The 11415-nt window shown below is 47.3% G+C and carries 15 protein-coding genes; 11 read left to right on the forward strand and 4 right to left on the reverse strand.

Annotated features, from left to right (window positions below; translation table 11 throughout):
* Positions 1 to 8: 8 nt before the first annotated feature.
* Together H2Z33_RS09140 and H2Z33_RS09145 are read right to left on the reverse strand one after the other, a co-directional pair.
* Complete coding sequence (locus H2Z33_RS09140) at positions 9 to 611, reverse strand: hypothetical protein (RefSeq protein ID WP_001371889.1); 603 nt, start codon at positions 609 to 611, stop codon at positions 9 to 11.
* A 95-nt stretch (positions 612 to 706) separates the two neighbouring features.
* Entirely contained in the window at positions 707 to 1651 is a 945-nt protein-coding gene (locus H2Z33_RS09145) for a DUF5417 domain-containing protein (RefSeq protein ID WP_198091830.1), read from the reverse strand.
* 510 nt (positions 1652 to 2161) lie between these two features.
* Here H2Z33_RS09145 and H2Z33_RS09150 point away from each other — a divergent pair.
* The 11 genes from H2Z33_RS09150 to H2Z33_RS09200 all read left to right on the forward strand — a co-directional run bounded on the left by H2Z33_RS09150 (position 2162) and on the right by H2Z33_RS09200 (position 9205).
* Positions 2162 to 2338: a hypothetical protein gene (locus H2Z33_RS09150; RefSeq protein ID WP_001371930.1), complete on the forward strand. Its 177-nt coding sequence runs from the start codon at positions 2162 to 2164 to the stop codon at positions 2336 to 2338.
* Between the two features lie 416 nt (positions 2339 to 2754).
* Positions 2755 to 3939: a hypothetical protein gene (locus tag H2Z33_RS09155; RefSeq protein WP_001272971.1), complete on the forward strand. Its 1185-nt coding sequence runs from the start codon at positions 2755 to 2757 to the stop codon at positions 3937 to 3939.
* A 65-nt stretch (positions 3940 to 4004) separates the two neighbouring features.
* A complete protein-coding gene (locus H2Z33_RS09160) occupies positions 4005 to 4286 on the forward strand; it encodes a hypothetical protein (protein ID WP_000708863.1) in 282 nt (93 codons plus the stop codon).
* Between the two features lie 314 nt (positions 4287 to 4600).
* Positions 4601 to 5302, forward strand: coding sequence for a hypothetical protein (locus H2Z33_RS09165; RefSeq protein ID WP_000237191.1), 702 nt, complete (start codon positions 4601 to 4603; stop codon positions 5300 to 5302).
* A 134-nt stretch (positions 5303 to 5436) separates the two neighbouring features.
* Positions 5437 to 5733 (forward strand): hypothetical protein, encoded by a 297-nt coding sequence (locus H2Z33_RS09170; protein ID WP_000856246.1) that lies wholly within the window; start codon positions 5437 to 5439, stop codon positions 5731 to 5733.
* Between the two features lie 44 nt (positions 5734 to 5777).
* Positions 5778 to 6215 (forward strand): hypothetical protein, encoded by a 438-nt coding sequence (locus H2Z33_RS09175; protein WP_000286108.1) that lies wholly within the window; start codon positions 5778 to 5780, stop codon positions 6213 to 6215.
* 67 nt (positions 6216 to 6282) lie between these two features.
* Positions 6283 to 6819: a hypothetical protein gene (locus H2Z33_RS09180; RefSeq protein ID WP_000800251.1), complete on the forward strand. Its 537-nt coding sequence runs from the start codon at positions 6283 to 6285 to the stop codon at positions 6817 to 6819.
* A gap of 225 nt (positions 6820 to 7044) precedes the next feature.
* A complete protein-coding gene (locus tag H2Z33_RS09185) occupies positions 7045 to 7413 on the forward strand; it encodes a hypothetical protein (protein ID WP_000537761.1) in 369 nt (122 codons plus the stop codon).
* 432 nt (positions 7414 to 7845) lie between these two features.
* Entirely contained in the window at positions 7846 to 8145 is a 300-nt protein-coding gene (locus H2Z33_RS09190) for a hypothetical protein (protein WP_000442693.1), read from the forward strand.
* A 356-nt stretch (positions 8146 to 8501) separates the two neighbouring features.
* Positions 8502 to 8786 carry a hypothetical protein gene (locus H2Z33_RS09195; protein WP_001091367.1) on the forward strand — a complete coding sequence of 95 codons (285 nt, stop codon included), beginning with the start codon at positions 8502 to 8504 and terminating at the stop codon, positions 8784 to 8786.
* A 65-nt stretch (positions 8787 to 8851) separates the two neighbouring features.
* Positions 8852 to 9205 (forward strand): hypothetical protein, encoded by a 354-nt coding sequence (locus tag H2Z33_RS09200; protein ID WP_000210769.1) that lies wholly within the window; start codon positions 8852 to 8854, stop codon positions 9203 to 9205.
* Positions 9206 to 9491: 286 nt separating this feature from the next.
* On the opposite strand, the gene H2Z33_RS09205 is transcribed toward H2Z33_RS09200, so the two are convergent.
* Together H2Z33_RS09205 and H2Z33_RS09210 are read right to left on the reverse strand one after the other, a co-directional pair.
* Complete coding sequence (locus H2Z33_RS09205) at positions 9492 to 10223, reverse strand: nuclease-related domain-containing protein (protein WP_000338612.1); 732 nt, start codon at positions 10221 to 10223, stop codon at positions 9492 to 9494.
* 1 nt (position 10224) lies between these two features.
* Entirely contained in the window at positions 10225 to 11406 is a 1182-nt protein-coding gene (locus H2Z33_RS09210) for a S49 family peptidase (RefSeq protein ID WP_000952985.1), read from the reverse strand.
* Positions 11407 to 11415: the final 9 nt, after the last annotated feature.

Raw genomic sequence — 11415 nt, forward strand, 5'->3', positions numbered from 1 at the left:
GTGATCTGTCAGCGTCGCTTAAATAGTTTATCGCCTTCCGCCAGTTCGCCGTTGAGCTGTTCAATCACGCTCCAGATGAGCCGATCATCCGGCGTTGAGCCTGCACACTCTTTCACGACCGCCACGGGTCTAAATTCTTCAGGGTCTGCCTGCCCGGAGGTGAAGAGCCTGCTCTCAATCCAGTGGGCCCCCTCTGTGCAGCAGTGGCAACTGGTTTCAGGTGGTTCATCCAGACCGTCCACTCCACAGGCTGAGCAGGTGAACAGTTTGCGAGACCCACCAGCCAGTGGCGTATCGCAAGCTGCTGGAAGTGCGCCAGCATTGCGCCAGTACAGCACATGATTTGAATCGTAGCAGTGTCCATGAAGCAGAAGCGAAACGCCGCAACTGCGAGTTTCAATGGCTTTGCCTGTGCCAAGGTATTGCCCGATCTCGTCCCATACGTCCACTAAGGTGTCAGGCAGCGGACGCGTAACAGGGAACTTAGCGCAGTCGTCCGGGGTGCCTTTAATGCAGCAGAGGGCCGAATACGCAAGCTCCTGCATTTCGTAGGAGTACTGACCACATACCACGCGTTCCAGTTTGTCGATTAGTTGTTCTTTATTCATCATACTCAGCCTTATTAAACAAATTCATTACGCCACTGGCACCATCTGGCCGGAGCAGACTGCGGCCCGGTAGTAGAGCCGCAGGGGGTGTCGCTGGACTAACAGGTGCTCAGTGAGTCCCGCACTTCCTCATGACTGGTCATTTTCAGAAGAAGCTTTCCAGGGCAGCGTGGTTCCGCCTGTGAACGGGTGACGTCTTCGTTGATTGCCTGGATATGAGCAGATTCAACGGTCCGACGCTGTACGACATGGTTGCTCAGGTTGAATTCGCACTGGAGCCTTCTGGCATCAGAATCCGCGTTCATTGCAATACGTTCATCAAAGCGGCGGTTCATTCGCAGAGCCTCTTCGTGAGCTGCATCAACAAGGGTGCGTCTGGTGACATAGTCGTTACCAGCAAAAAACGATAGCTGAGCGTGTTCCGAAGAGTAGTCGGAGCTTCCCTTACAACGGGCAATCGCGGCTTCAGAGTGCAGGATTAATGAACTCAACCGTGAACAGACGTCATTGATGGTGCCGGTTTTCAGACAGTCGTGGATAAGTGTCCAGGCGGAAATGCTCAGCGGGCGGCTGGTGATCACATAGGGATTGTAATGATCAACCGTTACGATAGTACGCAGTGAATGAAGCGATTCGGACTGCGTACGTAAGTCACGGCGAACAGTACATGCCACCGAGGCAACATCTTTACATTCTTTGTCGGACATCGAGTCCAGTGCGCGGATCTCCACCTCTGCCGCCTTTGAGGCGATATGCGCACTAATCTCACCCTTAAGACGTTTGTAGTCAGCCTTGAAGCTTCCCACGCTGTCAATATCGATCCAGTAACCACAGCTGTAACCAGCATTACCAAACTCGTCATCTTTCTCATAGTTCGGACAGCCGTCATTGCTCCAGCCAGCTTTTTCCAGCAGCTCGTCAATAGCGACCAGCTCAGCCATTGGTGCATGTTCGATAATGAAATAATGGACACGGCCCCAGGCATATGCGCGTGAACGGCCATCAACAGAAGTATCAGAAGTCGTCTGACGGGAAAGTTTCATGAGGTACTCCAGTTCTGCCCGGTACCGCCGGGGCGGTGGTGCGAAAGCCGCACCATGAATGACACTATGATCCTCCTAACTTCTATTGTCAATACAATTGAAGTGGCGTTGTATTTATTCATTATTTGGACCCGGCTCGTACGGAACGACCGTCGGGACTTGCCAATTATTCTGCGGTGAGCAGGGGGAAGGGAACATCCCACCGCTTGTTTCAAGATGTACAGCCAAGGAGGGCGCAGAATGCCTGACAGAATCATCGTGCAGCGGTAGCGAAAGACCTGACAAACGGGAAAAGTATCCTTTTATTCCAAAGCCAACCTCAGCTTTTAATGTCGCCAGTACGTTTCTTAAACATGCCAAATCGGTCTCTTATACGGCCGGATGGGCCCGATGAAAACGATAAAATGAGAAACAGAACCCGACACATCGCTGCTCTCTGGGAAAGCCGGTCAGCAGATGGAGCGCCAGGAACTAAATCCGCTGGTTTTAATAATGATTGAGGAGAACAAGATGAAAGATAACAAGACACGTCCTGTAGACTCGTATGCTCATGCTGATTTCATGGAGTCCGTCTTCAGCAACCTCAGGGCTTTCTGTGATGCGGAATGCCAGCGGCTAACTGCCGGTTATCCCCCAACTGTCAAACCAGAACAGCAAAGCACTGACGGCCAGCTGTCGGCGGCATAAATCATTACCTGCCAGTTCGTTCAAATTTCCGCTTCCTTAAGCCCGGGCCAAAAGCCCGGCTCAATCCAAAAACTGAACGTACCGGTTTACCTCTATATCTCCTCAATCCCCTGCGACTTACAAGAGACCCGCACCGGTTTAGCCATTCCTGTCCTGCCACTCTCTCATCACTGGCCCAGACAACCGGAAAAGTAACTTTTCTCTCCGACTCACCTTCTGAACCAGCTATTTTGCTTAAACGTAAAAACGGCCCACTGTTGTGAAGATTTAAAACGGACGGATCGAGTAGTATTGTCTCAGGAATTTTTTTTAAGAAAAGTTACTTTTTCTTCTGTGCAACCTATTAGAAAAAATGTCGAACCTGGTATTGTTGTGTTGTAGCGCAGTTAAACAACCAACCAAAAGAGAGAACAAAAATGTCCGCAATCGAAACTGAAGTAAAAAACAACAGCAACGAAATCAGCCTTCGTGGTTACCTGGAACGCACTGGTAACGGTGCCCGTAAAGGTAACGGCCTTATCATTGACCCTTCGGTTGTTGTAGAGCAGGAAGGCTTTAACACCCGCACGGCCGGTATGGGCGAGCTCTACTATTCAATGCCTCACGTTGTGGAACACCTGAACAGCCTGGCCGATGCCTACATGGAAGACCCGTTCAGCGTGACGCCTATCGTTGTTCAGATGGTTAATGGCGTACCTGTACTGCGTCAGGGGGCTTGCCGTATCCGTTCCATCGCTATTGCAAACCGCCAGCTGGAAGCAGAAGGGCGTGAACGCATTACTCGTATTCGCTGCGAAGAGTTTCGCGGTAGCGCTTCAAAAGCAGAACTCTTCACCCTGACCGGCAACTCCAACCTGGCGCTGTCTGTCGTAGCTGAAGCGCTTTCAATTAAGCGTCTTGTTGAAGATAAAGAAGAGCCTAAGACCTTTGCGGAACTGGCAAAAAAACGTGGTAAATCAGAGCAGCATCTTCGCCAGATGGTTCGCGTACTGGACCTGCCTTCTGAACTACAGACCATGCTTGTGAGCGATCAGGTGAGCATGTACGTTGCGCTGGACGAGTATATGTACAGCGGTGAGGATGCGGTAGATAACATCAACAAGGCGATCTCCATCTATGGTAAAGCGACGAAAAACACGCTGAAATTCGTCAAAGCTGCCAAGGTAGAAGAGCGCATGGCAGATCCGCAGACTCCGGAAAACTCCGGTGATGAGCAACCGGCAGGTAATGCTACCGTTAACACCCCGGTACCGGATCAACTGAATGATGAAAGCAATACAGAGACGCTGGTTACGCCACCGGTACAGGAACCAGCTCCGGCTCCAAAGGACAGCGCTCCTAAACAGAACCCGGCAGGTAAAGCACCATCCATGTCCAGCGTTCTGAACAAAAAGACCGTGACCGTCATTGCCGACACCGCGATCCCGATTTTTGAACGTATTGCTGAAGAAGCCAAGCTTAAAGAAGGTGAATCTGTCAGCACTGATACTTACACGCTTGTTCTGACCAATGATGAAATGAACGATATCATCAATGCTCATGCTGACCTGAAAGAGTACCTGCGTAAGCATGCTGAGAAGATGAATAAGGGACAGGCATGATTTTCTGACCGACCCCTCCATCCGGACGGGTCGGTAACTTTTTCAGGACAAGGGGAAACAGGGCAATGAAGAAGGCTTTTATCAACGTAGACAAGACTAACCCACTGCCAGTCCTGACGGATTCGGTGACCCGGGTAAGTATTCAGTGCACGGCAAAAGATGAAAACGGGGCAGGGATCGAAGTGAACATCCTCGACCTGATTCAGGATCATGATACGGATGAAGTGAAAGTGCAGTTTGGGAGCTCGCCTGTTCAGGCTCTGGCGATGCTCCGCCGGGTTATGACAGCACTGGAAAAGCAGGCAAATGCAGAACTGCAACAGAATTCCTGCTCGCGTATGCAGTAAACGGTAAAAGCAGAATGTTCCCTACTGGATAAACCCGGTGGACCTCACGGAGAGCAAGTCACCGAATGGTTCACTGTTAAGTGATATACATCCGGATTTATAAGGTTTTGCAGCATCCGAATAGGCAATAAATAGAATTATTTTGATTTATCTCAGCAAGGAAATGGAAAGCTACCAGATTTTAGGATAGCGAAATGCCTGTATCGCTACTCTGCTGAATTAGAAATGATTTTAAACGCAATGCATAATGATAGAATAGCAATGCCTTTAATTATTTGTCACGTCTGAATTATATGTAGACTTACGGAGAGGATATGGTAATTACTTATTCATTATCGGAAACGTTTAATATGTTTTTACGCGAGATTATTGCATCTGGACTTGCAGTTTTTTGCGCATGGTGCGTTTTGTGTCTTTTCTCTGATCAGGAACGAGGTAAAGAGGTTCCTGTTTCTATGAAAAAAATAACTTCAAAGTCAGCTTTCTCCTACTTTATCAGTTCTCAAATTGCCGCTTTTATTATCTCCTTGTTGGGTTCAATCTTAAGCACGAAATGGGACAACATCGTCTGGAATGATGAAATAAGACAGTTTTATCTGCATGTAGGATTTGGGCTGGTAGCTTGTGTATTCTGTCTGCTTGTAATCTTGCATGAGAAATTTATCAAAAGAAATTTAAATGTTTATTCTGGTTATTGTGGTTCACTGGCAGTTAGTCTCACAGGAATCTTTGTACTTTGTGCGTTATATCTGACATTTTCATTACCATTTCATTATGAAGAACGTCTACTTAATGATGCATCCTTGGTGGCTTCGGATGGCGTTGAAAATTCAGTCGTTTTTGCAGACGGTCGTTACTGGGTTTTTGAACTGGGCTTACCATATTTCAAACAGTCATTGCTCAAAGAGGTAAGAAGGGGCAGGTACCAGCTAATCTGCACTACAGAAAAAAAACCAACATGCTGGTCTGGCAAAAAACTTCCCGAAAAACCAACCTCTTTGAAAGCTAGTTCATAAAGATTTAAACTGCTCGCTTAAATCCACACTGGTCCAATTTTGAAAATTTATTGTGTTTTTAAAAGAAATTACAGTGTGGGTTATTAGCCAGTAGGTCGGAGTTTTATATAATACCCAAAAACACAGGAGGTATTATGAAAACCAATCTGGCCTATGCATCTAATTGCTCCGATTCTGTCTACTCCTATATTTATCAGGCACTGCAACAACGCTCTGGTGCCGAGAATGAAAGCCTTTATCAGCAGGCCATTTCCAGCTGCTGCACAGATAAACAAAAAAAGAAACTGGCCGGGTATTATGCCGGTCCATGGCAGCTGCTATTCAACGCGTGGTGTAACAATCGCGTCCCTAACACAGCGGTGCTGGCCCTTTTACTCCAGCAGTGCTTATCTCATTTCCAGTGCGAAGAAGTGATCGCAGCCTGGCAGTAACCCTATCAAGCCCCTTCGTATAGCGGAGGGGCAGGAGATATCTCATGTACAGAAACGACAGAAACGTGGATTCCTTCAACCTGGTTAATGCTCTTCAGCCGGTCTTTCGTAACACCGGCTGTGGGATGTTTGAATATGATCGTAAAAAGCAGAATGAAACCGCTGATTCAATCTTACGAGCGTTGGCGTTAAATGCCGATTTCGCGAGGGCCTTAAAACAGTACGTCCGGATTAATTCTGTACGACGGGTTGTTCAGTTCGATGACGGCTCGGTTCGCTATGGTATTCATGCCGAATTTGAAGGGCATAATAAAATTAATTCCTTCCGTATTTTTAAAGATGAAGATACAGACGCATTTGACTCCTATTTTTATTCGGTTTGCGATAATAAAGCTGAGCTGGTGGATTTTAAAATGGACTCTCTCGATATTCAATTGCAGGCAGTTTTTGAAAAGGTGACAGGTATTTTTCTGTCACATTAAATATTCAAATTTTCAATCCTCGGGCTGATAGACAAAAAACGCACTTTAGAATATAGATGAGATGAATATGAAAAACGTAAATATTTTGGATACCGATATTGCGGCCATTAATGCTCTTTCTGGCGTAGAACTGACTGACTTTCTCACTGCCGGGTATCAGGTAAACTGGTTAGGAGAAAGGGAGGTTTCGCTGGTGGGCTTTCCGTGTTTAGCAAGCAACAAGCAGCCGGTAGAAGTTGGTCCCGGCATTTTCATTAATCGCGTGTACAGCAGAGACAGCCAGTCTCTGAGCGGGAAATTGCGCTATGACCTGTCTAATGGTCTGGCAACGAGTGCATTTTCATTTTTCTCCCAGTCAGGCTGGTATGGGGGATTCCGTGTCGTATCTTTCCGTGACAACGGGCCAGCTGCGTTAATCAACATTGGTATTGTCCATGAGAATGTTTTGAATGCATTTTGTGCTGACTTCCCCCGGGCCAATGTGAGCGTAACCCGTTTTCATTGTGGCATGACGCTTGAGCAGATCCGAATGTTCATTTCAGACACTGCTTACGATATGCCGCTTTATAACAACGAGTCTGACTTTCGCAGGCTCGCCAGTTAGCATGGAGGCTGACTTCAGTGCTTACGCCTAAAAGCCGGTGAGCGAGGTGGCGGAACCGGTTGGCTTCGCCCAGTCTTACTTACTTCTCTCAAGGTACTGCGCTGCAAGCGTACGTAAAAAAAGTAAGTAGCTAAATGGCGTGAGCGATTAGTTCTATACGGGAAGAAGTCATAGTATTCTGAAATGATAGTTATCTCATACGAACGATAGTAATGGAGTTTCTTAATGGGCGTTGATATCTGCTGGCGATTTCAAAGGGAAGAAAAGCCTGGTAAATGGATTAATTTATCAAGCAATTATAAAGGGGACCGATCATATCTCCACTTTGCCTGGCTCGGATTTGATGTAGATCGTGAAAGGGCGAGCACATCAGCAGTTTTTATCCACGCATTACGCGGATTACCTGATGATATACCGTCCGAAGATGATGATTTATTCGGTGAACATTCATACTCATGGCTGACTTCGGAAGAAATTTTGTCAGCCATACCACCCGATAACGCCGGAGAGGTGATCCAGGAATTTGTCGAAGAAGTAAAGCGTCTCCACGTGGAGAACGGCAGCGTCCGTTTCGTCTTTGGATTTGAAGGGTAACCCGTAAGAAAGTAGCTATCTTACCCGGCTAGGTCTCCAATCTCTCAGATGCTCAAAGAGGGCCGGGCATGGTGCCCACACATCCCCTACCATTCCGATTTGATATTCGTCTAATACACCCTTTAAAGAAAACAAGCAGACGGCAATGAGACGTCGGATTAGCGTCAGCAAATATGAGACGTCAGTAGTCGATGTTTGTCCTGCGGAACGTGAATCTGTTTACAAGGGGTAAAGCCGTACCATCCATGAGGGCTCAGAGAGCCGGGGTCTCCTCCAGATCACTGGAAGTTATTGACTCTGGCAGGCCTATCCCTATGACTTTTTCCCGGATGGCAAATTAAGAGCGAACAGGGCCAAATTAGTACTCTTTTCTAAACGGAAATACTGAATCACCCTGATATAACTGGTCTCTCACAAGACAGGAGATCATCAATGGAACGTGTAATATTTTCAGTAATCTTTTTTATGATGCTGGGCGTACCTTTTTACCTTCTTTATAAAATTGCCCGGGACATTTTTGGTACCGCCGGTGCTGGTGAGCCTGCACAATTGCCTCAGGGCAAGCAAAGACGCTCAGGAGGCGCTGGTTCGGGTTCGATCTGGCAAGGACACCATCTACAGGGGAGCAGCCATTTGAACCCCCTCGGAGGTGATTGTAATGGTGAAAATAGCATAGCTGGTGGTTGTGATGGTGGCGGTGGAGGAGGTGACGGAGGTGGTGGTGGTGACTGATAGCCTGCAACTTTAACTATCAGGATGAAACCCATGTCCAGCAACCGGAAAAAGAATTCATTTCAACCGAAAAGCCCTGCCTTAAAGTGAAGCGTATTAAACGTGAAGGATGCTGAATTAGAGGGTATCGGTTTTATACTGAAGCGTAACTGGAAGAAGGATCTGAAATTAACTATTACGGAAAAGTAACTTTCTGACTCACCACGTACGCCCCTCGGTTATGCCATACAGTTTGATACGAAAACAGATCAGTAAGTAGATTGCTATACGCCGGAGAGAAGTCTATTTTTCATGCACCGAACCTGTTTGGCCTGCAATGGAAGCAGGTATAATAATCACATACAAAGGAGGGCATTATGAATACATTTTTATACGTGCTTTTGGCCTGGATTGTTGTGCTTTTTATCGCCAACAAACTGCTCGCAAGACGTAAGCCCAATACGGTTAAAATCCTGGTACAGCGCAACGGGAAAGCCGCAGAGGTTGATGCTGTAGTGGTTCAGGGTTCAAAGAGAGCTAACAACAGTTCTGTTGCGGACAGCGACGCGGTAGATAGTTATTTTGAAATGAATCCTTACTCCCGCGAAAACCAGGCGAATGGTTGGGCTATGCTGGCCAGAGACGATGACCAGCTTAAATAATCAGTTGAGTGTGATGTGTAAAGCAGCTTAAAACTCTAAATGGACGAACAGGGGAGGTGACAAAGATGACAACCAATACAACAACGACCACCTACCGCTCAGAAGAAATCGTGCCGTTCAGACGGCCCAAAGGGGATCTGGATAGTCGGTATATGCCTCAGGTGTATGCAATGGTGCGGAACTGGGCAAGTAACCCTGCTCAATATGGTGAGGGTGTACTGGCCTCCTACCGCCAACCGGCAGTAAACCTTGCCTACCAGGTAAAAGGAACTCGTGTTGTTTTAATTCTGGTACCAGTAGAGTGCGAGCCACCTGGAGTGATAATGACGGAAACAGTCCTGTGGCCGTCACTATCACTTGTAGAAGTCTTGCAGACCTTGCAGGAGGCCTGGCAAAATATTCCGGCGTTAAACCCCTGACGACTTCTGTCAATATCACCGGCTAGTGATTTACCTCTCTGCTGGTGGTCAGCCCGCCTAAGTTCAAATTATCTCTTTCTAAATTAGCCCGGATAAAAATCGGTCCCTCTAAAATAGCCTGCCCTGAGTAGGCTACGTCATACAAAGCGTTGGCCAGTCACCAGCTGGCTGGTGGCCATAATGCTCCACAGGATAAACCGTATCAGAACTACGCAAAGAAAAAGCCCCAACAATTTACCGATGGGGCCTTTTGCAGACATTTTACAGCCTTACCAATGATAGAGCGCTAAGGCTTCTGCTTAGTGAACAGACTTGCCCACAGATAATGGATAAAGTTGAGCAGAATGTATGTTACTCGTTGCTCGAATTTCATCGGGGCTTTGTACTTTGTCGTTATGTTATGAATATGAGTAAGGTCCGTATAGAGCCCTGGCGACTTCCTTGTTGACTTCAACACCGAACAGATGTGCTGAACAGACTCCGGTGTGAACAACCGTAGCCCTCGTCGTTGTTTGACTTTATGGATAAAATCGTCCATCCCCATACATAACCATTCCGGCTTGATGCCATCAAACTTACAACGTCCGTTTATGATGACGACATTGATACATTCCAGTTCTCTAGCCTTAAGAGCAGACTGAATAGCCCTGATGTGCCCCTGGTTTTGCTTAAACGGGTTCTGCAACTTGAGGGTTCGGGACTGAGTCCATTTCCGCCAGTGGCTTTCCTCCAGAGTACCGTAGAGCTTGCCTACGTAGTTTTTCTGCTCTATGACGTATATACCATGTGGGGCTACGAGAATGTGATCAACCTGCGTAGTGCTATGAGCCGACAACTGAAAGGTGAGATCACTAAGTAGCCCCTGAGCTTCTTCAGGAAGCCCAGATTCAATTGCCTTTGCAGTCCGCCGTTCCGCTATGGCAGAGGTCATAAATCCCAACAGACACAGCAACACGACGAAAATAAGGATAATGAAAGCTACCCCCGTAATGCTCCACAGCAGATTGAAAGCATCCATGTTACCTCACAGAGGGGTAGCTGGTGGCATTAACAGATTCTACTAAGCGGGTAGTGGTACCGGTAAGGCTCTCAATATTTGAAGACAGGCTCATCAGCATGCCGAGTGCAGAACGGAGATTACGATGAGGCTCATTGTAGTTTTTGAACGTGTCAGTGGAGTACATTTTTGAAAGACGTGTACGGATCTCTACTGACGTAAGATCTCCATCCACCAGGCCGTACTTAACTGCCTGAGGTGTTGGCCATACACGGCCTGAATAGAGAGAAACAGCATCGGCATCATGACGCGAGAGAAGCTTTTTACCCCGTCCAAGTTCAACATCAGTTATAAATTTTTCATGCATCGTGTTCAGGATCTCCTTCTGCATGAACTCCCTCGTTGAATCGGACAATGGGTGGAAGGGGTCAAGAGCATCTTTGAACTCACCGGCCGTAAGGGGCTCATTCTTGACGCCTACTGTGCTCATGATCTCTGACAGATTCCAGTGGTCCATACGCACACCGATAGAACCGATCAGGGCATTACTGTCGGCATAAATTGCATCAGCGGGCGATACCGCGTAATAGCATGCGGATGCGCATATGCCTTTCACACTAACGATGATTGGTTTATATGAGTCTGCGATATCAGAGAAAAAACGACCGGTACCGCTGGAGAGTACTTCGAGGGAGTTTTGCTTCGACCGTGCTTCATCGCCACGTTCTGTGCTCCCGGTTTTGTTACTCTTGTCAGCGGCTACAGATGAAAGAGAGCCACCGGCATCTGATACGCGTTCAATCTGTGGCTGGTGGTTTTTAAGCGCGTTTATCTGGCGGTAAATAATGATGGCGTCAGAGGGACCACCACCACCTGACTCTGCCTCGATAATAACTGCTTTGGCATGGGGATTATTGTAAGCTTTGGCAAGAGCTGTTGCGATCACTGTTCCATCGCCCGTTTCCGAGCCGGTACCCATCTCGCCAGAAATCCGTATTACAGCTATATGGTCTTTCTTCCCTTCAGCGTCCTGCCATTGTTCGTAAAGATTGTAGAAAGAAAACCCTACAGCGGTCATGGCAATTAGCGACATAGCAACTTTTGCCGTGGTATGAATGCGAAACATCTTATAAAAACGGTCAGCGTTATCATTGAGCGATTCTTTGATATTTGTAGGGGACTTCCTTTTTTTACTGCTTAACATCTGACCACC

Origin of the sequence: Enterobacter sp. YSU, assembly GCF_016082135.1 — a bacterium.
Taxonomy (GTDB): Bacteria; Pseudomonadota; Gammaproteobacteria; order Enterobacterales; family Enterobacteriaceae; genus Enterobacter; species Enterobacter hormaechei_C.

Coding starts and splice junctions, on each gene's coding strand:
- H2Z33_RS09140 (WP_001371889.1), bottom strand. CDS start 611: ATGATGAATAAAGAACAACTAATCGACAAACTGGAACGCGTGGTATGT.
- H2Z33_RS09145 (WP_198091830.1), bottom strand. CDS start 1,651: ATGAAACTTTCCCGTCAGACGACTTCTGATACTTCTGTTGATGGCCGT.
- H2Z33_RS09150 (WP_001371930.1), top strand. CDS start 2,162: ATGAAAGATAACAAGACACGTCCTGTAGACTCGTATGCTCATGCTGAT.
- H2Z33_RS09155 (WP_001272971.1), top strand. CDS start 2,755: ATGTCCGCAATCGAAACTGAAGTAAAAAACAACAGCAACGAAATCAGC.
- H2Z33_RS09160 (WP_000708863.1), top strand. CDS start 4,005: ATGAAGAAGGCTTTTATCAACGTAGACAAGACTAACCCACTGCCAGTC.
- H2Z33_RS09165 (WP_000237191.1), top strand. CDS start 4,601: ATGGTAATTACTTATTCATTATCGGAAACGTTTAATATGTTTTTACGC.
- H2Z33_RS09170 (WP_000856246.1), top strand. CDS start 5,437: ATGAAAACCAATCTGGCCTATGCATCTAATTGCTCCGATTCTGTCTAC.
- H2Z33_RS09175 (WP_000286108.1), top strand. CDS start 5,778: ATGTACAGAAACGACAGAAACGTGGATTCCTTCAACCTGGTTAATGCT.
- H2Z33_RS09180 (WP_000800251.1), top strand. CDS start 6,283: ATGAAAAACGTAAATATTTTGGATACCGATATTGCGGCCATTAATGCT.
- H2Z33_RS09185 (WP_000537761.1), top strand. CDS start 7,045: ATGGGCGTTGATATCTGCTGGCGATTTCAAAGGGAAGAAAAGCCTGGT.
- H2Z33_RS09190 (WP_000442693.1), top strand. CDS start 7,846: ATGGAACGTGTAATATTTTCAGTAATCTTTTTTATGATGCTGGGCGTA.
- H2Z33_RS09195 (WP_001091367.1), top strand. CDS start 8,502: ATGAATACATTTTTATACGTGCTTTTGGCCTGGATTGTTGTGCTTTTT.
- H2Z33_RS09200 (WP_000210769.1), top strand. CDS start 8,852: ATGACAACCAATACAACAACGACCACCTACCGCTCAGAAGAAATCGTG.
- H2Z33_RS09205 (WP_000338612.1), bottom strand. CDS start 10,223: ATGGATGCTTTCAATCTGCTGTGGAGCATTACGGGGGTAGCTTTCATT.
- H2Z33_RS09210 (WP_000952985.1), bottom strand. CDS start 11,406: ATGTTAAGCAGTAAAAAAAGGAAGTCCCCTACAAATATCAAAGAATCG.